Here is a 24,809-nt window from a genome sequence, read left to right as displayed (position 1 = left end):
AAGATGGATACAATGCCCGTTGCTGAAAGACAGGCTGAAAAACATGTAGCTTATAGCTCTGCCGGTTTACGGAAAAACCGGGGGAATAAGCGGCATATCAGCAGAACTGTGGCGGTAATCGCATTGTCGGTACTGACATTAGGGGGATGTGCTTATATGCCGCACAAACCACTGGTGAAAGGGGTGACAACTGCCAAACCCGCCGAAGCACCTGCCCCAGCGCCGAATGGTTCTATTTTTCAGACTGTCCAGCCAGTCTATTACGGTTATCAGCCACTGTTTGAAGACCGTCGTCCACGCAATATCGGCGATACACTGATGATTATCCTGCAAGAAAATGTCAGTGCCAGCAAAAACTCCTCAGCGAATGCCAGCCGGAATGGTAAAACCAGTTTCGCAGCTGCCCTGACTCCCCGTTTTTTACAGGGATTGATCGGTGGTGATAAAACTGATTTGGGCATGGAAGGTAATAATGAGTTTGGCGGTAAAGGCGGAGCGAATGCGAACAATACTTTCAGGGGTACAATTACTGTGACCGTGGATCAATTGTTGGCAAACGGCAACCTGCATGTTATCGGTGAAAAACAGATTGCTATCAATCAGGGAACGGAATTTATCCGCTTCTCCGGCGTTGTGAACCCGCGCACCATCACCGGCAACAATACAGTCAGCTCCAATCAGGTTGCAGATGCCCGCATTGAATATGTTGGCGATGGTTATATCAATGAAGCGCAGCACATGGGGTGGTTACAGCGTTTCTTTATAAATATCTCACCGTTTTAAAAGAGGATGGTCAGGATGAAAAAATTAGTCGCCAGCCTTTTTACGTTTTTGCTGGTATTGTTCAACACGTTTGCGCTGACCAACGCTTTTGCTGAGCGTATTCGTGATTTGACGACCATTGAGGGTATCAGGGATAACGCGCTGATTGGTTATGGCTTAGTGGTCGGGCTGGATGGCACGGGTGACCAGACCATGCAAACGCCTTTCACTACCCAAAGTTTAAGTAATATGTTGTCACAGTTGGGGATCACTGTGCCGTCCGGTACAAATATGCAGCTTAAGAACGTTGCTGCCGTTATGGTGACAGCCAAACTGCCACCATTTGCGCGTTCAGGGCAAAGCATTGACGTGGTCGTTTCCTCACTGGGTAATGCCAAAAGTCTGCGTGGCGGTACATTGCTGATGACACCACTGAAAGGTGTTGATAATCAGGTATATGCACTGGCACAAGGTAATATTCTGGTCGGTGGTGCGGGAGTTAGTGCCGGTGGCAACAGCCTTAAAATTAATCAACTTGCAGGCGGACGAATTTCCAATGGTGCTGTCATTGAGCAGGAGTTGCCAACAAAATTTGGTCAGAAAGGTATTTTGAATCTGCAATTGAATGAGGATGACTTTAGTCTGGCTCAGCAAATCAGTGATGCTGTCAACCGCCTGAAGGGGGTAGGCACAGCAACAGCGCTGGATTCCCGTACGGTACAGTTACGTTTGCCGATAGAGAGCAGCGAACAGGTGAAATTCTTGTCACAGGTTCAGAACCTGAATATTCGTGTCGGTGCCGGCGACGCCAAAGTGATTTTCAACTCCCGTACAGGATCGGTGGTGATGAACCGTAATGTCACATTGGATAGCTGTGCAATTGCTCATGGCAGCCTGTCTGTGATTGTTGAACGTCAGACGGTAGTCAATCAGCCGAATACACCACTGGCAGGGGGAAATACGGTTGTAACACGCAATACCGGGGTTGGTATTCAGGAGCAGGGCGGTGTGCTACAGAAAGTTGATGCCAGTGCAAACCTGACTCAGGTTATTCGTGCGTTGAACGTTTTGGGAGCAACACCGACAGACTTGATGTCTATTTTGCAGGCGATGGAAAGTGCAGGTTGCTTGCGGGCGAAGTTGGAGATTATTTGATGAATGATTTTCTGACGATGCCGAATGTCGCTTACGATGTGAATTCACTCCATTCACTGAAAGCTAAATTGTCACAGGAACCACAACAAGGGCTACGGCAGGTAGCCCAACAACTGGAAGGCGTATTTGTTCAGATGATGCTGAAAAGTATGCGTTCCTCGTTGCCACAGGATGGCATATTGAGTAGTGATCAGACGCGTTTTTATACTTCAATGTACGATCAGCAGATTGCCCAGGATCTTTCTCAAAAAGGACTGGGATTTGCCGATATGATCGTCAAACAGTTTTCCAATGCTATTCCTAATACTAACAGCGCTCCCAGTGAACTGGCCGGAATTGTGCCGATGCCATTGGATAATGAAATCCTGCATACCCTGCCAAAACAGGCTTTGGAACAGTTTCTGCGTCGGACACTACCTGATAAATCGCCCAATCGTGCAGCACAGTCGAAATCATTGTCAATGACCAGGTCTGTGCCAATGAGCAGTGCCAGCTTTGTTTCTATGCTTTCCGTGCCTGCGCAGATAGCCAGTCAGCAAAGTGGTATCCCCCATTTACTGCTCATTGCGCAGGCGGCGCTGGAATCTGGTTGGGGGCAGCGGGAAATTCTGACCGAAGAGGGTAAACCGAGTCATAACCTGTTTGGCATCAAAGCAGGTAAGAGTTGGCAAGGGCCTGTCACTCAGATTACGACAACCGAATACATTGATGGTGAACCGAAGAAAATACGTGACAGTTTCCGGGTTTATGGCTCTTATCTGGAAGCCGTCACAGATTACGTCAAATTACTGGCGGAAAACCCGCGCTATGCCAAAGTCGCTCGGTCAACGACCGCAGAGCAGGGAGCATACTCCTTACAAGATGCCGGGTATGCCACAGACCCCGGTTATGCCGGGAAACTGGTATCACTGATCCAGCAATTAAAGAGTAGCGGCAATCAGATGGTAAAAGCCTATAACTATGATTTCGATAACTTGTTCTGACCGAACAGCCCAAATCATTTTTGTTCAAGGATCAGAATATCCTGCCGATAACTTTTACAGATAATTTATCCCCTTCGTCTTTCAAGTCGTCTCTTGAAATCCATTGGGTATATACCGATAACGACAGCAGTTGGCCTCCCATGATGGAGGCATAACGGAAACGTAAAAGGATCTACACATGTCCAACAGTCTTATGAATACTGCCATGAGTGGTATTAATGCCGCACAGGTGGCAATGAGTGTAGTGGGTAATAACATTGCCAACTCCAGAAGCGAAGGTTATAACCGACAGACCACCGTAATGACACAAAATAATGGAACTATGTCACCCGCTGGTTTTGTGGGTAACGGTGTGACGGTGACTACCATTAACCGTGAATATAGCGAGTTTATCAATCAGCAATACAGCTCTGCGCAAACCAAACAATCTGCTTTAAAGGCTTATAACGAGCAGATTACCAAAATCAACAACTTGTTGGCAGATAAAGACACCAGCCTGTCGAACTCCATTGAAGACTTTTTCAAAAGTCTGGGGACGGTTGAAAGCAATGCGGAAGACAGCGCGGCAAGAACTACGGTGTTAGGCAAAGCGGGAGGTTTAGTCAGTCGATTTAAAGAATCGGACGAATTTCTGCGTCAGGTTGATAGCAGCATCAATTCTCAGATTGAGCAGAATGTTAAAGAAATCAACAAATACGCAGAAGAAATTGCCAAACTGAATAATGAAATCACCCGTATGCGTGGTGTTGGTACAGGTGAACCGCTGGCATTGCTGGATAAACGTGATCTGGCGGTCAGTAAATTAAATGAGCTGGTGGAAGTGAATGTCACTCAGCAGGATGGCGACGTTTATAACGTTTCATTCGGTGGTGGTATGTCACTGGTATCGGGTAGTAAATCCTACCGGATGGAAGCTATTCCAGCCAGCACCGACAGTAGCCGTATTACGCTGGGTTATAACAATGGCACAGTGGGTACGAGAGAAATTGATGAGCGTTTCATTTCAGGCGGTAAGTTGGGTGGTGCATTGCGTGTGCGCAGCGGAGTTGGCGATTCAACCCGCAATGAACTGAACCAACTGGCGCTGGTCATGGCTGACCAATTTAATCAGGTACAACATGGCGGTTTTGACCTGAAAGGTAAACCAGGCGTTGATTTTTTCAACTTCACTAAACCGGATGTTGTTTCTAACAGCGATAACAAAGGTACGGCTGACATCAAGGTGGCGTACACCGATACCACTAAAGTGAAAGCCAGTGATTACACTCTCAAATATGAAAGTGGAGATTGGAAAGTACAGCGTTTTTTTGATCGCGAAATGGTTGCTGTGACCAAAAATGGCAATACGCTGGAATTCGATGGGCTGAAAGTAGAAATCGATGCTACTAACGCACAGGATCACGACAAATACACACTGAAAACGGTCAGTAACGTCGTGGCAACGTTGGAAGTGAATCTGAAGGATTCATCCCAATTGGCAACGGCGGGAGCCAAAGATGCTGGTCAGAGTGATAACCGCAACGCGAAGAAATTCCTCGAATTACAGGATAAACGTTTGGTGGATGGCAAGGCTTCCTTTGCCGGAGCGTATGCTTCACTGGTAAGTACAGTGGGCAGCAAAGCCAATAGCGCAAATATCAGCGTTGAAACACAAGGCCACATCGTTGATAAACTGAAATCGATCCGTGAATCAATTTCCGGCGTTAATATGGACGAAGAATACGGCGAACTGCAACGTATGCAACAGTACTATCTGGCAAACGCCCGTGTGATCCAGACGGCGACGACTTTATTTGATGCTATTTTGGGCATTCGCTGATAGCTGTTTTTTATGGTAATTATTCTTGCTAGTAACTATTCGCCGATAACAAAAAGGAAATGATATTGTGCGTGTAAGTACGAATCTATTATACAGCCAAAAAATGAATGGGATTTTTGGCGCCCAATCCAAGTGGATGAAATATGGTGAACAACTATCTAGTGGCCGCCGGGTAATTAATCCATCCGATGATCCTTTGGCTGCATCACAAAGCATCATGGTTTCTCAATCTGAATCGAAAAACCAGCAGTTTATGACTGCTCGTATTTTTGCCAAAAATGCAATGTCATCCCAACTGAGCATTACTTCTAATGTCGTTAAGGTGGCAGCTAATGTGTTTGAGACTTTAGTTGCGGCTGCGGATGAACAGAGTGAGCAGGATCGTGAATCCTATGCGCAGCAATTGGAAGGTCTTAAACAAGAGCTGTTAAACCTCGGCAATAAAACTGATGGTAATGGCCGATATATTTTTGCTGGTTATAAAACGGATAAGCCTCCTTTTGTCGCAGATAAAGATGGTAAAGTCAGTTACGCCGGAGGTTACGAAGAAATCACCCAGAAAGTGGATGATAACCGCACAATGGTGATTGCTCATACTGGACAGCAGGTCTTCTTATCAGCGACATCCAGCCCGATTAAAGAGCCTGATGGCAGTTCGAGTGAATCTGATGTTTTTGCCACCATTGATATGGCAATCAAAGCGTTGAGAACGTCATACAGTTCGGCGACTGAAGAACAGAAAAACGAAGCTACGGAGCTGATGAATAAAGCTAACCGTGGTATTCGTAACAGCCTGAATAATTTATCTTCTGTGGAAGCCGTACTTGGTTTACAACTTCAGGAATTGGAGCAACTCGATTCTTTGGGTAGTGAACATAGTATTGCCAATAAAGTTCGCACTGGGGAATTGGTAGATGTGGATTGGACTGCGGCTATTTCCAGCTATTACCAGCAACAGGCTGCTTTGCAGGCTTCTTTTAAAGCGTTTACAGACTTAAAAGGAATGTCTCTGTTTGAGATGTATCGATAATTAAGTTTAATGTGAGCTTGTGACTTTCAGGTTCTTGGCTCTTATCTGTTTGCTAATTAAACGGATAAGGGCTTATTCCTTCCCTCTGCTGTTTTTATAACGCATTGTTATTAATAGCCTGAATTTATTATACCTCTTAGTGTGTATTGAATTTTTCGCCTCCGACAAATCCTGGTTTTTCTGTTCATTATATTATTTTATCTTGTGATCAAGATCTGATCTTTGGCAGGCCAAGAGAATGCCGTATTAAGTTTTTTGATATAAACGTTTCAGATTTAATTTAATGAGCTTAAGAAAGGATTAAATCTCGTCTTATGCCTTATAAACAGATGAGAAAAATAAATGAGCATGAAAATTATAAATATACTCGCCTGTATCACCTTTATTTTATTCAGTATTATATTGATAGGATGTTTGTCAACCGTTGATTTTGAGTGGGCGATCGGGGAAGAAGGGATCAATACCGTTTGTGATGTGGTCAGTTCTTTTGTTATTAATGATGACAGAATATTGACAGCACCATTATGTCTCTTTTTTCTTTTGCCATTTATGTTGGTATTTGCAGTGAAAGGCATCAAAACATTTTCACTGTGTAAATTAAAATCGATCAGTTATGTACTGGTTGCAGGATTTTCAATGGGATATTGGTATTGGATGTTCTTTGGTCGATTTATGGGTTGTTCGTTCGCGACATACTAGTCTCTGATATGTCCTTTAATAAGTCTCATTGCCTAAAAATGGTTATTTATTGGGAGATGACAGCAATTTATCTCCCAATAGATAACAACCAAAATATTTTTTAAGTAAGTAAAGTGCGGTTGCGGCATCAAAGTAACGTTCACCTTGGTTTTCTGCGATTTCGACTTCAAATATGACAGCTAATATTATTGTTCCTCTGAAGGATAGAAAACGCCATGATATCTTGCAGGTTTTGTGGTCACTTCGGTGATTATCGAAATATGATGAGATAGTTTTACTCTGACTTTACCCCTGCTTTGACCATAACGCATCAATAAATGTTTTAACATTCGGCATAGACAACATGGTCATATGATTGCCGGGTGCCAGCATTGTATTTAACTGAGTGACATGTGTTTTCCAGCGGGTGATATGGCCTTGTGTTTCTTGCATATCTTCTTCTTTGGCATTAATCAAATGCACTAAGCCGTTATAGTGAGTATGAGGCGTATAGCACGTATTCAGGTTGGCCTGCATAACCTGAACAATACCTTGTAACAAGGATATTGATGAATGGGTAGTGAATAGCCCAGAGCGTATCAGTTCCTGATACAGGTACTGGAGTTGTTCGCTTTCCGACTGCTCCTCAAAATCTTTTCTCGTAAGCGGCAGTGGCTGGTTGAGTATCATGTTGTAGATTTTAATTAATTCCATCAATGTTTCGATACGGCCGAAAGACTTGGATTTGCAACCTTGTGGGTCAGGTGCTTCGGTATCGATGAGAATAAGATCAGTAATTTGTTCTCCCTGTTCCAGTAGCTGTAATGCAATTTCGAAGGCAACCCAGCCACCAAAGGAGTGCCCTAATAAGTGATAGGGACCTGTAGGCTGTATTTGGCGGATAGCCTGAATGTAATCACGAGCCATCACATTGACACTGGAATGAGGCGGCAGTTTGGGATCTGCTAACCCACGTGATTGTAAAGCATAAACAGGCAAGGATGGCGGGAATGACAAAGCAAGCTCAAGGAGGCTGAAAGCGCTGGCTCCCGCACCCGGAATACAAAAGAAAGGTGAACCAGTTCGAGAGCCGCTTTTGATAGTGACGAGAGGGTTATAATCGTAAAGTTTAGTCATAGAGTCAGTTGTTTGATTAATAAGGTGTATTTATTGTGATGCGATTTAGAACTTATTGATAGTGCTATACGCTAAGATCAATGTCAAAATCGATAGTAGAGTGATAGCCTCTTTCTGTAGGATCTATCAATTTTACCGGGGTGACTTCATGCCACAAATCAGTGCCTTTATCGGGCTGAAATATTCCTTGCCCACTTTGTAGCTGAGTGGTCAGAATGTGATTATTTTTATCACTAATATAGATCTTACTGTCGCCACCTGAAATGTTAACTCGCTCCAGAACAAAAGCGGATACGATATAATCCACTCCATCCTGATGAATCCCCTCCGGTGAATTAGAGGTTTCCATTCCATCATTGGAAAAGCAATCTATTAAGGTATAATGGGTGATAACCTTAAATTGAGAAATTTTTTCATACTGAAAAACGCGATCGGCTATAAAGAATATTAACTTAAATAAATCATCTGATTCCATTTCTTCAGGCGCTTCTTTAAATAATCTGGGGATTATTCTGAAATCAAAGGTGTTATTTTTGGTTCCTGCTCCGGCCTGATTAAAACTGCCACTTTTTATCCGTTTTATCCTACTGTCTTTGTTAAAAATAAAAGTTGATATTAATCGTTTTCTATACGATTTAATATTGGATAATGTATCAAAGAAACAGGAAGCCTCAAAATTCAGCTTTTCTCTGAATTCATGCTCGCAAATAATATTAGAATAATAATTAGTCAGGAGAGCACTATCTTTCTCAAAAGAAATTAGTGATTTTTTGACTAAGGCTTTATGTGAGATTGACAGGGTGATCCTGATTACCACGTGGCAGACCGCTGGGAGCACCGATATTGGCATGACCAAAACTGGTTAACCCCGTCCAGTTTGAAATCTATTGGATATAAAATCAGATAACAAACTAATTGGATGGTGTTATTTTTACTATGTTTAAAAATTGATGAAATATAATATACTTGGAATCGTAAATATTCTATCAAATAACAGTGTGTCTGATAAATGAACTAAAGTTGGCAATAAAAATCATTGCAAAAAGATTTGGTGGATAAAGACATATTTGTTATCAAGCTAAAATACCTGAATGAAGTTAGTGATATAAATGGAATATCATTGAATCCTTCAGAAGAGATACCTGCTTTTGCTAAAGCACTTACTGAAGCCGGTTGCCGATGCATATCAGATAAAAGTGATGGTACAGAAATTTTGGGTGGTTGCGGGCAACTCAAATCTCAGGTCAGAGATATTCGCAGTAAGTATCGAATTATGTAAAGTGTAATTGCAATATACCCTATGGATTTCAAGATGTAACTTGAAAGACGACGGGTATATCACAAATTTATAGAAAAGATCCAATGGCTTGGAATAATAACATACCAAACCATTGATTGATTTATTTGAAATGATGCGAAATTATGGACATCTATTTAAGGTGTCCGTCTGATGAATTTTGAGCCAATACAAGTCAGAAAACTTACAGATAGATTACTTAAACCAACCACTGGATTTTTTCTCTCTGGCTTTGCCTTCGCTTTCTAACAGAGACTTAGCTCCCGATGATAAATTACGGTTGGCATCAGCTTCTGACTGGATAACATCCGTTTTTGCTGCCTGAGTTTTTAGTTCTTGATCAATGAACTCATTTTCACGCTTCGTTCTGGCTGAACGTTTCTCTAGTTCAAGTTTTTTCATCTCTATTTCGAGTTTGCGTAGTTCATCTTCATAAGTCTGATCCCGTTTCTTATCTGCCGCTGCTTCAGTCAGCACTCTTTGTTTTTCAGCTTTGCGGGTAGCTTCTTGCTTTCTGATTTTTTCTGCTCTGACAGCAGTTTCTCTTTGCTTTCTTTCTCTTTCCGCTCTGGCTGCTCTTTCTAACAGCGCTTTCTTTTCGGCCTGCTGTTTTTGCTCTTCTGCTTTACCTTCACTTTCTGCCTGAGCAATGGCAGAAAGCTGGCTTTGAAGAGGTGAAGCAAGTACAGGAGTGGATAGAACGATCAGTAAAGATGTAATAAGAATTTTTTTAATCATGGTTCACCTGCTTATTTTTTATCCTGGCACGTAGCATTAGGCTGAACGCGCGTTTCGTTTGCTCTGGTTGAAATGACTACCGCTAGCCCTGGAGTGAATTGGCATGTGCGCCCAACTTGAGTTGAGGTGTAAATTTTAGTGTTTTCTTTATAGGTAAGAGAGACACCTTCAACGATGACTTTATCATCTACTATTGATCCTGCTGCTGCACCAAGTGCGCCACCACCGACTGCACCTGCCGCAATACCTGCTCTGGAACCGGGACCTGCGTTATAACCCACAACACCACCAGCCACAGCACCAAGAATGGCACCAAATGTTTGAGCAGCTTGTCTATTGGAGTTGTTTTCTACAACGATTTTGGCAGGAAGGACAGAAATGATATTGATTGTCTTTGTTTCTTGTTTTTCGTTTAACTGAGTTGTGTCATAAACATCTGCTGCAAATGAATCAGCATTGGATTGGCATCCACTGATGATAATTGCAGAGGCTGCGATTGCTGAGATGCAAAATGATTTCATTTTCACTTTTTATTACCTGCTAAACTGCAAAAAGGAGAATAATGCATTATTTTATGAGAAAAAACAATATCATATCTGAATTATGTTAAATTAGCTCAGCCGACAAAGAGGGAATTTGAAAGACGAAGGATATAGCACCAGCTCTCTAATAATCATTGCTAATCCAGGGATTTTGTTGTTGCACATTAGCCAATTTTTCTACTTTATTTGGGGAAAACTATTTTTGTTGTATAAAGCTATTTTTGTTTTATAAAACTATTAGCCTGAAATTACTGGAAGAAGGGTTATTATATTTTTTACTGAGAAAACATTAATTAATCCTTTATTGAATAATTAATGGTTAATCAGGTATAAAAAAAGAAATAGCAAGGTAATTAACAAATTATATTCTGGAGGATATGATAGTTAAACATTTCCTGTTTTTTATAAATTTTAAAATACATTATCTGACGATAAGATAACATCTATCTTGAATAAATCAGTTTCCATATCTCAATCAATATCTGAAATACGCAATGCTCACTGGCATATAAATTCCAGTCAGGAAGAACGGGATCAAGAATATTGCTATTTCTGGATTTATAACGGGCATTGAAAATACATCAATGAGGGTAATAACATGATTCGATTTGAGGATAAGGTTGTCATTATTACTGGCGCAGGAAGCGGTATTGGGGAGGCTACAGCGAAACGTTTTTCGCAAGAGGGGGCCATTGTTGTATTAGCAGGACGGGATACTGATAAGCTTCATTGTGTTTTCAGTGAACTGCCATCGGAAAAAGCGTTGGTGATCCAGACTGATGTTACAGATCGGGAATCAGTTAAAAATATGGTTGATGAAACGGTCAGGCATTTTGGCCGGATCGATATTCTGGTGAACAATGCAGGATTGTATGCAGTCGGCGATTTATTGAATATCTCAGAAGAAGAGGCTAATGCGGTATTAGCGACGAATTTCAATGGCGTGCTTAATTGTAGTTATTTTGCTTTACCTCATTTGCTGAAAAGTAAAGGATGTATTGTCAATAATGCCTCTATATCTGGTTTAGGGGGAGATTGGGGTGGCGCTCACTATTGCGCGTCAAAAGGCGCTGTCGTTAATCTCACCCGTGCTATGGCTCTGGATTATGGTTCACAAGGTGTTCGTGTCAATGCCGTTTGTCCAGGTTTAGTATTGACCCCGATGGTCGCACGTCTTGACGAGGAAACTCTTGAGTCTTTCGATAGTCGTATTTCGTTGAAACGGCCAGGGCAGCCTTCTGAAGTGGCCGCTGCTATTGCATTTTTGGCGAGTGAGGATGCCAGTTTCATTAATGGTGTGAACTTGCCAGTAGATGGCGGGCTAACGGCATCCAATGGTCAACCTAATTTTAATTAAAGGTGTCCGTTAGGTAACTGATTGAAAAGTGGCTCCACAGTCTACAGATTGTGGAGCCGTTTAATTTTTATTTCAGTTCATAATTGCAGTTTGAGCGATTAAATTCGGTTGAGTGATTTTGGTTTATGGCCTTAGCCAGTTCACATAATGTGGGATGAGTAAACAACGTTGCTAATGGGATCTCCATGTTTTGTTCACGCATACGGGCTAACAATTGTATCGCTATCAATGAATGACCTCCTAACGCGAAGAAATTATCATGGCGGCTTACTTGTTCCAGTTTCAGCAACTTTTGCCATATTTCAGCCAGTGCAATCTCTACTTCACCGAGCGGTGCTTTATAGTCGGAATGGCCGGAAGTTACAACGGCAGATTGGTCTGGTATCAGCAAATCTTGCGCTAAGCCAGCCTGAACAGCACTAAAATCCGCCAGTAATTGCTGGCGTTCTTTATCGGGCAAAGTAGAAATATCCATGATTGGTTTATGAGGTTCGTTTGCCAATGTTTTTACCAGATCCGTTAGGGCCGTCGTCATGCAGGCAATCAGGCGCGCCGGATCGATTCCCGATACAGTCTGGGCTGTCAACAGGAAACCTCTAGCCAAATCATCTACTGCCAAGTAGAGAGGGTAATTGGTTCTTTCCTGTCCTGTCACCAGGCGTATGCCTTCCCATAGGGTGTTAGTCACGTTTGATTGACTATGGCGATAGTTAAGCAGTGTATTAAACAGTGGCAGAGGCGGTGTTACACCACTACAGCGCTGAGCCAGTGCCAGTGGTGCCTGTTCGTGCTCAAGTAACTGCGTCAGACTGCGGTAGGCCGCTTGCACAGTTTCTTGTGCGCTGTTCTCTGCAAGTTGGATGCGCACAGGCAGAGTATTGATAAACAGCCCCAGAATCTGCTCAATGTCAGCATTTCCCTGCATGCGTCCGAGCAAGACTGTCCCGAAGACGACATCATCTCGTCTGCTTATTTTTGCCAGAACTTGTGCTAGCGCGACATGGAACAATACTCCGGGACTGACTCCCTGACGACGCGCCTGTTTGCGGATAGCTCTGGATAGGGCGGCGTTAAGTGGCTTGACGACCTCGGTTATCTGTCTATTTTCACTGTAGATATCCACTATTCCGAAAGGCGCGGTTGGTGCATCCACATCGGCGAGCATTTCACGGAAAAAAGTTTCGTGATCTGATATCGGTACGCATAAAGACTGAGCGATAAAGTGACGATAAGGCAGTGCAGGAGGTAACAGTTTGATATGCGGGTGCAAAAGTTCTTTGATTTCAGTGATGATAATATCCAACGATATATGGTCATTAAGTATATGGTGGCAGCAGAAAGCCAGCAACCATTCATCTTGATGCGGATCATAGGCAATATCAGCAGAGAATAGCGGTGCCTGACTTATATCAAGACGGCGCTGGTGTGGGGCGGTATGCGCCAGCAACTGGGAAGAAATATCGTTATCACCGTCCGGCACAAAGTTGTTGATATGCAAGGAAGCCTGACGCCAGACAACTTGCACTGGTTGTGTTAAGCCCTCCCAGCAAATAGCTGTGCGCAGAATATCATGGCGATTAATGAGCTGTTGTAAGGCTGCCAGAAAAGCATCAAGACGTTCGCGGGTGTCGAACGTAAACAAGGTATGTAACAGATAAACGTCTCCTTGTGTTTGCATCAGATGGTGGAACAACATACCTGCCTGTAATGATGCGAGTGGGTAGATATCCTGAATATTGGTGATGCCATCAGGAACGGCGGCGGCGATAGTATCAATTTCGGGTTGTGTCAGAGAAACCAGTGGCAGCATATCAGGAGTAATGGCGGTGCAGTCATCAGGGATCAGATTAGGCGGTATAGCGGACATGGTGGATGTGGCCGCGTTATTTTCAATGTCCTGCATTACTTTTGCCATTTCAGCCAATATCGGAGTGACAAAAACGGTTCGTATATCAAGGCTCCAACCCCGGCTGCGCAGTCGTTCGATCAGATGGATAACCATCAGAGAATGACCACCCAGTTCAAAGAAATGGTCATAGCGGCCAACTTTTTCCAACCCTAATAATGTTTGCCAGATCTCCATCAGAACTCTTTCTTTTTCACCGAGCGGTGTTTCATAAGCTTGAGTCACGATTGATGACTGATCCGGCATCGGCAGGGCTTGGCGGTTGAGTTTGCCATTGGGAGCCAACGGAAAAGCACTCAGTATCACAAATGCACTGGGCAGCATATAGTCAGCAAGGTATTGTGCGAGTTGCTGGCGTAGTTCTGCGGGCACAAGTTTTGTATTGGGTTCGGCGGTCAGATAAGCAACAAGGCGTTTATCACCCCTTGTTTTTTCATAAGAAGCATCTTCGCGAGCAAGTACAATAGCTTCACGTACGCCCTGACATTGTAGCAATCTGGTTTCGATTTCTCCCGGTTCAATACGGAATCCGCGGATCTTGACCTGAAAATCATTGCGACCGAGGTACTCGATATTGCCGTCAGATCGCCAGCGAGCCAGATCGCCAGTTTTATACATACGCGCGTTGGGGTGCTCGCTAAAGGGATCAACAACAAATTTTTCTGCTGTTAGCTCTGGTTGATTTGAATAACCACGGGCGACGCCCATGCCTCCGATATAAATTTCGCCACTTACGCCGATAGGAACTGGCTGACCGAGTGTGTCCAGAATATAGACACGGGTATTAGACAGTGGGCGCCCAATCGGAATGTTGTTGGTGATAACGTTGTTGGTAATAGAGGGAGTATTTTTATTATCTGACACTGTTCCTTTGTCTACTGTCATGTCCTTGTTTATCGGCATAGTAGTTGCAGTAACGGTGATCTCTGTAGGACCATAGGCATTGATCCAACGGCAGGATTGTGTTTCCGGGTACGATAGCCAGTCCATTAAATAGCGGTGCTCTACTTTATCACCTCCAACAATAATGGTACGCAGGTAGGGGCTGAAACCACTGCGTCTGACTATCATTTCTTGTACCCAATGGTGCCAGAAGGCGGTCGGTATATTGATAATGGTTATTTTCTGTTCACGCAAAAAATCGACAAAGGTGACATCCGGTATTTTGATATAGGATGGGCGCAGAACCAGTGTGGCACCTGAAGCCAGAGTAGGAAAAATATCTGACACTGAAATGTCAAACGCGAAGGTCACAAATTGCAAAACCCGATCGCCCAAGTGAGGTTCACTCACCTGACATTGAGCATGAATAAGGCTAACGATATTGTGGTGTTCCAACATAACGCCTTTTGGATTTCCGGTTGAACCAGAGGTGTAGATGATATAAGCCAAGTGGTGCGGCTTGATCCCCATTTGCGGGCTATCAGGATTATAGGCAGGCAGTTTTTGCATGTTACCTTGGTGAATTTCGTCGTCCAGCAGCCAGATGGGAATATCCTGTATTGGTAAACGTGTCTTTAATTGTTTCTGGGTCAACAATAATACCGGTTTGCAGTCCGATAACTGATAAATCAGCCGTTCGGTAGGGTATTCTGGATCAAGTGGAATATAACCGGCCCCGGCTTTTAAGATCCCGAATAGGCCGATAATCATGTCTAAACCCCGTTCAACATGAATGGCGACACGATCATCAGGATGAACACCAAAGGCAATTAGTCCATGTGCCAGTTGATTGGCGCGACAGTTCAGTTCGTGGTAACTCAAAGATTGGCCTTCAAATATCACCGCTGTCGCGTTTGGTGTGCGTTGTACTTGTGCTTCGAACAGTTGATGAATCAACGTACTGTCCGGCAAGTTAACTCCGGTATTTTGACAGGATTGAGGGGTATTGAAATCCACCAGTAATTGTTGGCGCTCCTCAGCAGATAACATCAGCAGGCGGCCAATGGCTTGGGTTTCATCGGTTGCCATGGCAGTTAGCACATTGATGAGATATCCAACCATGCGTTCAACTGTTGTGTGCTTGAAGAGATCCGAAGCGTATTCCAGATAACCATTGAGGTCATCCAAAGTTTCGGACAGTGACAGCGTCAGGTCAAAGTACGCGCTGGGATGTGGCTGTTCTATCGGTGAGACAGATAAACCCGGCAATTCAAGAGACTGAGTGGAAGTGTTGTTTAGGGCCAGCATAACCTGAAAAATTGGGTTGTAGCTCAGGCTGCGTTCAGGTTGCAGAATTTCCACTAATTGTTCAAAAGGCAAGTCTTGATGTGCATAAGCTGCCAGCGCACGTTCACGAACGTGGGTGAGCAGATTTGCCACAGAATCGCACGGTTTCAGCTCAATGCGCAAAGGCAGGGTATTGACGAAAAAGCCAATCAATCCTTCAAGTTCACTCAGTGGACGGTTAGCGACAGGCGTGCCGATGACAATATCATCCTGCCCGCTTAAACGGGTAAGTATGATCCCCCAGGCTGCAAGCAGGATCATAAATAACGTCGTGTCTTGACGCTGTCCGAGTGTTTTGAGAGCAGACAGTAAGTCAGCATTCAGGTGAACAGGGACGTGACTGCCAGTGTATCGTTGTTCCGGCGGGCGTGGATAATCTGTAGGAAGATCGAGCAATACCGGTGCACCCTGAAGTTGTTTTTGCCAGAAATCCCGTTGTGTAGTGAGAACCACACCTTGTAACCATTTCTGTTGCCAGACGGCATAATCCGGGTACTGGATGGGGAGGTGAGGTAAAGGATCGCTATATTTTCCCAGTGCGGTACGGTAAAGAGCACTTAGTTCCCGGAGCAGTATCCCCACCGACCAGCCATCGGTAATGATGTGATGCTGGGTCAGGAGCAATACATGTTCTTCATCAGATAGTTGCAGTAATTGGCCCCGAATCATTGGCTCATTAGCAAAGTCAAATGGCGTTTGTGTTTCGAGTTCTGCCAATTCGTTAATATGGGTCATGCGAGATGTTTCGTCTAAACTGCGCAGATCTTGATAGGCCAGAGAAAAACCAGTATCTGCACTATCAATATATTGGTGAGGCTGTTCATCAATCAGGACAAAACGGGTACGTAAACTTTCATGTCGGCTGACGAGATGGTTAAGCGCAGTCGCAAGAGCAGTATGATCGAGATGTCCGCTGAGATGCAGGGCCATCGGGATATGATAGGCCAGATTGGTTTTGGTATTGAGATGGATGATAAACCACAAGCGTTGTTGAGAGAAAGAGAGTGGTAAGGGTTGGCTACGATCAGTCGCAGAAATAATGATTTGGTTTGTCACAGGGGTGTCGATAAGCACGGTTGCTAAATCGGTCAGGACAGGGTGGGAAAAGAGTTGCTGTAAGTGCAATTCCCGCGCCAGTTTCTGGCGTATTCGGGCAGCAAGTTGGATAGCCAGCAGGGAGTGACCACCGAGTTCAAAGAAATGATCGTGACGACTAACTTGTTCCAATTTCAGCAGTTCTTGCCAAATCTCGGCCAATCCTGTTTCCATGCTTCCGATGGGCGCTTCATAATTGCGGGTCACCAGTGCCGTCTGCGCTGGTATTGGCAGTGCCTGACGATTGAGTTTGCCATTAGGTGTCAATGGAAAGGCATCAAGCGTCACAAAAGCGCTGGGTAGCATATACTCGGCAAGGTGTTGCGCAAGTTGCTGGCGTAATTCTGCCGGCACCAGTATCGCATTTGGTTGAGCGAGTAGATAAGCAACCAGACGTTTTCCATTCCCTGTTTTTTCACCCTCTGTTTTTTCATAAGAAGTATCTTCTTGAGCAAGCACAACGGCTTCGCGCACATCGTGACATTGCGCCAGTCTGGTCTCAATCTCGCCAAGTTCGACACGGAAACCGCGTATTTTGACCTGAAAATCATTCCGGCCAAGGTATTCAATATTACCGTCAGGTAACCAGCGAGCCAGATCGCCACTTTTGTATAGACGAGCATCAGGGGCTGAAGAAAAAGGATCAGCAATAAAGTGTTCGGTTGTGAGTTCTGGGCGGTTCAGATAACCGCGGGCAACACCGACTCCACCGATATAAATTTCACCTGTAACACCGATTGGAACCAGCTCCCCATGGCGATCAAGAAGATAGATTTGAATATTGGTAATAGGCCGTCCAATGGGAACCTGCCCGATATAACGATTCGGAACACATCTCCAGGCGGTAACATCAATTGCTGCTTCAGTTGGACCATATAAGTTGTGTAATTCACAGTGAGGAAAACGGGACAGGCATTGCTGCTGCAAGGCATAAGAAAGCACTTCGCCACTACACAGAATATGGCGCAGAGAACAGCAACTTCCGGCTGGCGTATCATGCAGAAAATGTTGCAGCATGGAAGGGACAAAATGAAGCACGGTAATGCTGCGTTTTTCGATTTCACTCAGTAAATAGCTGGGATCTTTATGACCGTCAGGACGAGCCATAATTAACTGCGCACCAAACATCAAAGGCAGGAAGAACTCCCAGACGGAAACATCAAAACTGAATGGTGTCTTCTGCAAAACCCGATCCTGCGGGGTTAGCCGATAGGTCTCCTGCGCCCAGAGCAAGCGGTTCATGACACCACGATGCTCATTCATCACGCCTTTGGGTAAGCCCGTCGAACCAGAGGTATAAATAACATAAACCAGATGATGTGAGGTGAGGCTAAGAGTTTGTCGGTCCGGGTTGCTGGTTGGCATATCTTCAATAAAGGACACTGTATCATCAAGATTTACAATGGGTATGGAGCGGATGAATTGTTCAATAAACGCCGTCTGGGTGAGTAAGACAACAGGGGACGCATCCTCAAGTATATAGGCCAGTCTTTCGGCAGGATAGCTTGGGTCAAGCGGAACATAGGCACCACCGGCCTTAAGGATAGCGAGCAATCCCACTACCATTTCCAGACTGCGTTCAGTACAAATCGCCACCCTATCATCAGGGCGGACACCTAAAGTAATCAGATAATGGGCTAGACGATTGGCTTGGTGGTTCAATTCAGCATAACTTAACGACTGTTCTCCAAAAATGACAGCAATTGCATCAGGATTGCATTGCACCTGTTTTTCAAATAATTCGTGAATAAACGCATCATGTTGTGGGAAATCTGCCGCTGTATCTTGAGAAAATGAAAAGTCTTGACGGGATTGAACTATGTTGAAATCCACCAGCAACTGTTGACGCTCGCTAGCGGGCAAAATCGAAATCTCCAAAATTGGCTGGTGAGGTGAGGTTTCCAGCGCCTCGACCAAGCCTGTCAGGGCTGTGGTCATATAGCCAATCAGACGAACCGAATCGATGTTCGATACAGTTTGGGCAACCAGGCTAAACTCATCACCCCAATCATCAACAAACAAACCGATGGGATAATTAATCCTCTCTTCTTGCATCAACAGACGTGTACCTTCCAATTTAGCAAAGGTGGTATCCGATTGACTATGACGATAGTTAAGCAGGGTGTTGAAAAGTGGTAAAGGTGGTATTACGCCGCTACAGCGCTGGGCCAGTGTCAGTGTTGCCTGCTCGTGTTCTAACAATCTCATCAGGCTGAGGTAGGTCTCTTGAACGGTTGTCTGTACGCTATTCTCCGTAAGCCTAATCCGAATAGGTAAAGTATTAATAAGCAGTCCCATAACTTGATCGATGCCGGAACTGCCTTGCATACGCCCTAACAATACCGTGCCAAAGACCACATCATCACGCCCGCTGGTTTTTGCCAGCACCAGAGCTAAAGCAACATGAAACAAGATACTGGGACTGACACCCTGACGTCGGGCCTGTGTGCGGATAGCTCTGGACAGTGCAGTATCAAGTGGCTGTTTGGTTTCAGATATTTGCTGCTCGCCACTATTTTGTTGCTCACCGCTATGAAGATCCAGTATTTCGAAAGAGGCTGTTGGCGCATCTACATCAGAAAATACTTTGTGGAAATAGGCTTCGTGAGTTGAAGTCGATACATGCAGGGATTGAGCAACAAAGTTACGATAAGGTAATACGGGTGGCAATGTTTCGGCATGGCTATGCAGTAATGTACCGATTTCATCAATGATACGCTCCAGTGTGATATGGTCACAGACTAAATGGTGGATGCACAGTGCCAGTAACCACTCATTCTGAGCTGGATCATAGGCAATGTCGGCAGAGACTAACGGAGCCTGACTTATATCAAAACGGTGTTGGTGGGGATCAGTGTGTGTCAGTAATTGAGAGGAGATCTCCTGCTCGCTATTTGCCAAAAACGTATTAATGTTCAAAGAGGCCTGCCGCCAAACGACCTGTACCGGCTGTGCTAATTCCTGCCAATAGATTGAAGTACGCAGAATATCGTGACGGTTAATCACCAGTTGTAAGGCTGCCAGAAAGGTATCGAGCCGTTCGCGGGTGTTAAAGGACAGTAAATTGCGTAATAGATAAATATCCCCCTGTTTCTGCAACAGATAATAGAAAAGAATGCCTTCCTGTAGTGGTGCGAGTGGATAGATATCTTGAATATTGGCAGCTCCTCTGGGAATAGCTGCGGCGATAGCATCAATTTCTTGTTGAGACAGAGAAACTAGAGTCAGTATGTCGGGTGTAATGGTAGTACAGCCGTCAGGGATGAGATTAGGCGGAACGGTGAATACAGCCGCATTTTCTTGTTCTATATTTCCTTGAATTGTCTTTTTCTGAGCCGACAGTATTGCGTTTGCCATCTCGTGCAGTACTGGTCTGGTAAATATGATCTGGATATCAAGAACCCATCCCATATTGCGCAGTTGTTCTATCAGACTAACGGCTATCAATGAGTGGCCGCCAAGCTCAAAAAAGTGGTCGTAGCGGCTGACATGTTTCACTCCGAGCAATGTTTGCCAAATTTGGCTCAGAGTGGTTTCGATGTCTCCTATAGGCGCTTGGTAACTGCGAGTGACGATTGCGCTGTGATCTGGTTTTGGGAGAGCCTGGCGGTTGAGTTTGCCATTGGGAGTCAGAGGAAAGGTGTCGAGCGTCACAAAGGCACTGGGTATCATGTATTCTGCAAGATGTTGTGAGAGTTGTTGCCGTAAGGCCATTGGCTCCAATTCAACATCTGCCTCTGGTAGTAAGTAGGCGACCAGATGTTTTGAAGCTGACCTATTGTCATCAGACGTATTTTGATGAGAAAGATTCTCATGGGAAAAATCTTCATAAGGTAGCACTATAGCTTCATGTACACCGTGGCATTGCCGTAATCTTGCTTCGATCTCTCCCAGTTCAATGCGTAAGCCACGTAGTTTGATTTGAAAATCATTGCGGCCTAGATATTCAATCTTGCCATCGGGTAGCCAACGCCCCAGATCACCAGTTTTGTACATACGTGCGTCGGGTTCAGAAGAGAACGGATTGGTAAGGAAACGTTCAGCAGTGAGTTCTGGGCGGTTCAGGTAGCCGCGGGCAACGCCGACACCAGCGATATGAATCTCTCCTACAATCCCTAACGGAACGGGTTGACCATAAATATCAAGAATATAGATTTGGGTATTAGCAATGGGATAACCAATCGGCGGCGCTTTGTCTTCCTGACTGTCACATTGGTAAAAAGTGGCACAAATGGTGGTTTCAGTCGGGCCATATACATTGAGCATCCGTCGTCCTTGTGCCCAGCGTTTCACCAGCGTAGGCGGACACGCTTCCCCTCCCAGGATTAAGGTTTGTAGTGTTGCCGGAATAGTATCCATTGTTGCCAGAACCGTGGGGGATAAGATGCAGAGAGTAATAGCATGTGTCTCTAAATAGTCAGACAGCGTTGTACCCGGCAGAAGGTTGTCCCGTTTGGCAAGATAAAGGCGGGCGCCTGCCATGAGGGTCATAAAACATTCCCACATACAGGCATCAAAACTGTTTGAGGCAAATTGCAGGATTCGATGATCTGGTGTGATGGTTAGTACGTCTTTCCGGGTGACAATATAATTACACAAACTGCGATGTTCTATCATGACGCCTTTGGGCTGCCCTGTAGAGCCGGAGGTATAAATGACATAAGCCAGATGGCGGGAAGTCATCCCCAGTGCCCGGGCTTTTGGGTTTTCTTCTGATCCTTCATCCAAAACAGAATATTCTGGTGTATCAAGCAATGGTGTATCAAGCAATATAGTTGGCAGGTTACTGTTCCACGTTTCTGCCATTGTTTTCTGGGTAAATGCTTTTTGAGTAATCAGAGCCACGGGGTCTGAATCATTGAACATATATGCCAGCCGCTTGGCCGGATAAGTCGGATCGAGTGGCACAAAGGCGCCACCAGCCTTGAGAATACCTAATAAACCGACCACCATTTCCAGACCGCGTTCAACACAAATTGCCACCCGGTCGTCAGGACGCACGCCGAACGCAATCAGATGATGTGCCAGACGATTGGCTCGTTTATTCAGCTCTTCGTAGCTTAATGATTGCTCTTCAAAGAGCACGGCTATGGCATCTGGTGTGCGCTGCACTTGTGCTTCGAACAGTTGATGAATTAGTGCCTCCTGTGGAAACTCAGTTTGGGTGGCGTTGAAATCCACCAAAACTTGTTGGCGTTCAATGTCGGTCAGGATAGGCAGATTGACTATTTTCGTATTCGTAAGAGATGGTGTTTCCAGAGAAGTGAGAGCGGCATCAAGCAAGACCGCAAGGCGGGACTGAAGCGTTATAACTTCCGTAGTGCTCAGGTAATCAGGAGAAAAATAGAACTCAATGGAAAGTGGGGAATCAATATCTTCATGACAGGTGTTTGTGTATTGTTTGATTCTGATAGCGAGAGGATAAGGAGCACCAGAATGTAGGTCGAAGAGTTTGACGTTGGTGCTTTCTCCTTCCATATGCAGATTAACTCTGAACGGTTCGAAAGATAAGGTCACGTCAAATAATCGAGGAGCCGAGAATTTTTGTCGGGTATGTATTTGTCGGTTTAGTTCTACGATGGGAAAGCTTCGGTGCTTATAGCAAAGATTCATTTCGGTTACGACTTTGTGTATGACATCACGAAATGTATCCTCTGGTGAAAGGGTGATGCGAATAGGGAGCACGGATGCGAACATTCCCATCGTGTGCTTCTGTTGTATATTTTGGCGATTGTGTAAGGGAATACCGATAACGATTTCATCCACATCTGCTGTTCGAACGAAATAGCAGGCCAGAAGGGCATACATGAAATGCAGAAGGGGGAATCCCTGTTTGCCACCGGCCTTTTTAATACGTTCAAAAAGTGTCTGGTCGACTGACCAAATAACAGGCTTGGAAGTGATAGGTTTAGCTTGTTTGTGGCTCTTGATATTATTGGCATCAGTGTTATTGAAATTAGGGAGCTGGAGTAAGGGAGGAGGCAGGTTTTCATAACGCTTCAACCAAAATTGCATATCTTGTAAGTAATGTTCAGAAGCAAGGTAATTGAGGTTATCCGTAATAAAATCCAGATAAGAGTGAGCTGAGTTACTCAGTGTTTCTCCTCTCATCAGAAGGTTATAGTGATCAATAACCTTGTCAAGCAGTATGCACAGGCCAGTTCCATCAATAATTAAATGATGACTGCAAAACTGCCAGTACCGACAGGTATTGCTTACTCGCAATAACTTGGAACGCCATAATTCATCATTCAGTTGAAATGGACGTATAAACTCGGCATCCATGTATTGTTGTACTCTGATTTCAGCATCTTGATACGATGAAAAATCGACTATATCCATAGCTACAGACAGAGAATGAACAATCTCTTGGGTGGGCAAAGCGTGGGTGTTGGTAAATCGTAAACGTAGAGTGTCATGACTATAAACAATATTTTCAAAGGCACGGATAAATAATTCTTCATTCAGCTCTCCTTCAATACAGACAAAAATGTTGAGATTGTAGTGAGAAGAATTGGGGTGAATGGCCTGATCAAACCAGACGGCTTGCTGAGGAGAACTAAGTGGGTATGTATGCGGGGGGAGAGGATTATTATTACGAACTGCTGAGGAAGTTTGTGAAGAGTTGTTATGTAACATTCTCATTTCTCCTTGATAATAGTTCGGTTTTGGTTTGTTTCATCCACTTGAAAATAAATAAAATATTTCTTTTAACTGTCCTTCGATAAGAATGAACTGGGTATGGTTGGTAGGGAAATCCTACATTAAATACATGTATTACTATAACAATTAGAAATTAAATTAACTGAAATAAATACCGTATGTCGATAGTTTTGTAATGGAAATGTTAATCGTGAATGCGGATGCTATGGTGGATGGTGTTTGGATGAAGAGAAGACAGGGCGAAGTGGGATTTATCGGGACATTAGCAGGAATGGAGAATACGAGGAAATTATCCCGCCAAATGACGGGGTTATCAGATAAATAATATCTACAGCACCATAATATTAATGATTAATGCCAGACGATCGAACATCTCGCTAAATAATCGCTCAGTAAATGGCACCAGCATTGGGAACAACAGGGAAAGCGTGAAAATACCGACTGTCAGAGTCAGGGGAAAACCGACCACAAACACAGAAAGTTGAGGTGTCATGCGATTCAGCATACCTAAAGAAAAGTTCAATACCAGAAGCAGAGTAATCATTGGCATTGCCAGCATCATACCGTTAATAAATATCAGGCTGGCACTTTGTGCTAACAATAGAAAACCTCTGGGGTTCAATTGGGTAGATTGAATCGGGATGGAATAAAAGGTATCTGCCAGAATAGACAATATCCATAAATGACCATCAAAAGCCAGAAACAACAGTAGCATCAGCATATTCAGAATACGCGCTAAGATCGGCATATTCGGGCCACCGGTAGGGTCAAAAAATGTGGCGAAAGAGAGTCCCATCTGCAAGCCAAGCACTTCACCCGCATAACGCACTACAGCAAACGCAATCTGTATGGTTAATCCCAGGGCAACACCAATCAGCATCTGCTGTATCAAAACCCAAATCCCGGCAACGGAAAAAATCGGGATTTGAGGAGAAGGAATGTTTGGAACCAATAAGGCAGTGATCACTAATGCCAGGCCAATTTTGACTTTTATCGGCATCTGTTTTTCACTGAAAATCGGGGCAATACTGAATAATGCCAAAAGACGCACCATTGGCCAGAAAAAATCACTGACGAGGCGGGAAAGTGTTTCGCTATCAAACGGGATCATGATTAACCAATAATGGTTGGAATACTGCTAAAAAGTGTACGCATGTAATCCAACAGCAGATTCAGCATCCACGGTCCGGCAACAATAATAGTGACAACAACGGCCAGAATTTTAGGGATAAACGATAAGGTCATTTCGTTTACCTGTGTTGCGGCCTGTAACAAGCTGATCACTAAACCACATATCAGCGCTGATAAAAGCAGCGGGGCAGCCAGCGCCAATGCGACTTTCATTGCTTCAACACCGAGGGCCATTACTGATTCAGGAGTCATAATTTTTCAAACCGTTCTTGAGCTTTTCCAATGAT

The 24,809-nt window shown here is 44.3% G+C and carries 16 protein-coding genes; 9 read left to right on the top strand and 7 right to left on the bottom strand.

What is annotated here, in order from left to right:
* Window positions 1-3: 3 nt before the first annotated feature.
* The 6 genes from Xbud_RS03885 (at window position 4) to Xbud_RS03860 (ending at window position 6,448) form a co-directional block, all read left to right on the top strand.
* Complete coding sequence (locus Xbud_RS03885; protein WP_099134835.1) at window positions 4-783, top strand: flagellar basal body L-ring protein FlgH; 780 nt, start codon at window positions 4-6, stop codon at window positions 781-783.
* Between the two features lie 15 nt (window positions 784-798).
* Window positions 799-1,917: a flagellar basal body P-ring protein FlgI gene (locus Xbud_RS03880; protein WP_099134834.1), complete on the top strand. Its 1,119-nt coding sequence runs from the start codon at window positions 799-801 to the stop codon at window positions 1,915-1,917.
* The gene (gene flgJ, locus Xbud_RS03875) at window positions 1,917-2,900 is read left to right on the top strand and encodes a flagellar assembly peptidoglycan hydrolase FlgJ (protein WP_099134833.1); all 984 of its coding nucleotides are present in this window, start codon (window positions 1,917-1,919) and stop codon (window positions 2,898-2,900) included. The genes Xbud_RS03880 and flgJ overlap by 1 nt, the downstream gene beginning before the upstream one ends.
* A 178-nt stretch (window positions 2,901-3,078) precedes the next feature.
* Window positions 3,079-4,719 (top strand): flagellar hook-associated protein FlgK, encoded by a 1,641-nt coding sequence (gene flgK / locus Xbud_RS03870; protein ID WP_099134832.1) that lies wholly within the window; start codon window positions 3,079-3,081, stop codon window positions 4,717-4,719.
* A 67-nt stretch (window positions 4,720-4,786) separates the two neighbouring features.
* Entirely contained in the window at window positions 4,787-5,749 is a 963-nt protein-coding gene (gene flgL / locus Xbud_RS03865) for a flagellar hook-associated protein FlgL (protein ID WP_099134831.1), read from the top strand.
* Between the two features lie 342 nt (window positions 5,750-6,091).
* Entirely contained in the window at window positions 6,092-6,448 is a 357-nt protein-coding gene (locus tag Xbud_RS03860; RefSeq protein ID WP_099134830.1) for a DUF2645 family protein, read from the top strand.
* A 285-nt stretch (window positions 6,449-6,733) separates the two neighbouring features.
* Here Xbud_RS03860 and Xbud_RS03855 read toward each other — a convergent pair whose 3' ends face one another.
* Window positions 6,734-7,564, bottom strand: a complete 831-nt coding sequence (locus tag Xbud_RS03855; RefSeq protein WP_099134829.1) for a thioesterase domain-containing protein — start codon at window positions 7,562-7,564, stop codon at window positions 6,734-6,736.
* 64 nt (window positions 7,565-7,628) lie between these two features.
* Window positions 7,629-8,381 carry a 2OG-Fe dioxygenase family protein gene (locus Xbud_RS03850; RefSeq protein ID WP_169923021.1) on the bottom strand — a complete coding sequence of 251 codons (753 nt, stop codon included), beginning with the start codon at window positions 8,379-8,381 and terminating at the stop codon, window positions 7,629-7,631.
* 219 nt (window positions 8,382-8,600) lie between these two features.
* Between Xbud_RS03850 and Xbud_RS03845 the strand changes: the two genes are divergently transcribed.
* On the top strand, window positions 8,601-8,843 hold the full coding sequence (locus tag Xbud_RS03845; protein WP_099134827.1) for a hypothetical protein: 243 nt from the start codon (window positions 8,601-8,603) through the stop codon (window positions 8,841-8,843).
* A 213-nt stretch (window positions 8,844-9,056) separates the two neighbouring features.
* Here the strand turns inward: Xbud_RS03845 and Xbud_RS03840 are convergent, their stop codons facing one another.
* Window positions 9,057-9,596 carry a DUF5384 family protein gene (locus Xbud_RS03840; protein WP_099134909.1) on the bottom strand — a complete coding sequence of 180 codons (540 nt, stop codon included), beginning with the start codon at window positions 9,594-9,596 and terminating at the stop codon, window positions 9,057-9,059.
* 14 nt (window positions 9,597-9,610) lie between these two features.
* Window positions 9,611-10,120, bottom strand: a complete 510-nt coding sequence (locus Xbud_RS03835; RefSeq protein WP_099134908.1) for a hypothetical protein — start codon at window positions 10,118-10,120, stop codon at window positions 9,611-9,613.
* A 619-nt stretch (window positions 10,121-10,739) separates the two neighbouring features.
* Between Xbud_RS03835 and budC the strand changes: the two genes are divergently transcribed.
* Window positions 10,740-11,498 carry a meso-2,3-butanediol dehydrogenase gene (gene budC, locus Xbud_RS03830; RefSeq protein WP_211283484.1) on the top strand — a complete coding sequence of 253 codons (759 nt, stop codon included), beginning with the start codon at window positions 10,740-10,742 and terminating at the stop codon, window positions 11,496-11,498.
* Window positions 11,499-11,565: 67 nt separating this feature from the next.
* Here the strand turns inward: budC and Xbud_RS03825 are convergent, their stop codons facing one another.
* Window positions 11,566-23,373, bottom strand: coding sequence for an amino acid adenylation domain-containing protein (locus Xbud_RS03825; RefSeq protein WP_422645754.1), 11,808 nt, complete (start codon window positions 23,371-23,373; stop codon window positions 11,566-11,568).
* A gap of 193 nt (window positions 23,374-23,566) precedes the next feature.
* On the opposite strand from Xbud_RS03825, the gene Xbud_RS19740 reads away from it, so the two are divergent.
* Window positions 23,567-23,716, top strand: a complete 150-nt coding sequence (locus tag Xbud_RS19740) for a hypothetical protein (protein ID WP_169923020.1) — start codon at window positions 23,567-23,569, stop codon at window positions 23,714-23,716.
* Window positions 23,717-23,719: 3 nt separating this feature from the next.
* Here the strand turns inward: Xbud_RS19740 and fliR are convergent, their stop codons facing one another.
* Window positions 23,720-24,502: a flagellar biosynthetic protein FliR gene (gene fliR, locus Xbud_RS03820; protein ID WP_099134825.1), complete on the bottom strand. Its 783-nt coding sequence runs from the start codon at window positions 24,500-24,502 to the stop codon at window positions 23,720-23,722.
* 2 nt (window positions 24,503-24,504) lie between these two features.
* Complete coding sequence (fliQ, locus tag Xbud_RS03815; protein WP_099134824.1) at window positions 24,505-24,774, bottom strand: flagellar biosynthesis protein FliQ; 270 nt, start codon at window positions 24,772-24,774, stop codon at window positions 24,505-24,507.
* Window positions 24,775-24,809: the final 35 nt, after the last annotated feature.

Origin of the sequence: Xenorhabdus budapestensis, assembly GCF_002632465.1 — a bacterium.
GTDB classification, from domain to species: domain Bacteria; phylum Pseudomonadota; class Gammaproteobacteria; order Enterobacterales; family Enterobacteriaceae; genus Xenorhabdus; species Xenorhabdus budapestensis.
The sequence above is the reverse complement of the archived record's forward strand: the minus strand, read 5'-3'. Positions and strand labels throughout refer to the sequence as shown.

Bases quoted from the DNA above. Each gene is read 5' to 3' on its own strand.
- Xbud_RS03885 (WP_099134835.1), top strand. From the start codon at position 4: ATGGATACAATGCCCGTTGCTGAAAGACAGGCTGAAAAACATGTAGCT.
- Xbud_RS03880 (WP_099134834.1), top strand. From the start codon at position 799: ATGAAAAAATTAGTCGCCAGCCTTTTTACGTTTTTGCTGGTATTGTTC.
- flgJ (WP_099134833.1), top strand. From the start codon at position 1,917: ATGAATGATTTTCTGACGATGCCGAATGTCGCTTACGATGTGAATTCA.
- flgK (WP_099134832.1), top strand. From the start codon at position 3,079: ATGTCCAACAGTCTTATGAATACTGCCATGAGTGGTATTAATGCCGCA.
- Xbud_RS03860 (WP_099134830.1), top strand. From the start codon at position 6,092: ATGAGCATGAAAATTATAAATATACTCGCCTGTATCACCTTTATTTTA.
- Xbud_RS03855 (WP_099134829.1), bottom strand. From the start codon at position 7,564: ATGACTAAACTTTACGATTATAACCCTCTCGTCACTATCAAAAGCGGC.
- Xbud_RS03835 (WP_099134908.1), bottom strand. From the start codon at position 10,120: ATGAAATCATTTTGCATCTCAGCAATCGCAGCCTCTGCAATTATCATC.
- budC (WP_211283484.1), top strand. From the start codon at position 10,740: ATGATTCGATTTGAGGATAAGGTTGTCATTATTACTGGCGCAGGAAGC.
- Xbud_RS03825 (WP_422645754.1), bottom strand. From the start codon at position 23,373: ATGAGAATGTTACATAACAACTCTTCACAAACTTCCTCAGCAGTTCGT.
- Xbud_RS19740 (WP_169923020.1), top strand. From the start codon at position 23,567: ATGGAAATGTTAATCGTGAATGCGGATGCTATGGTGGATGGTGTTTGG.
- fliR (WP_099134825.1), bottom strand. From the start codon at position 24,502: ATGATCCCGTTTGATAGCGAAACACTTTCCCGCCTCGTCAGTGATTTT.
- fliQ (WP_099134824.1), bottom strand. From the start codon at position 24,774: ATGACTCCTGAATCAGTAATGGCCCTCGGTGTTGAAGCAATGAAAGTC.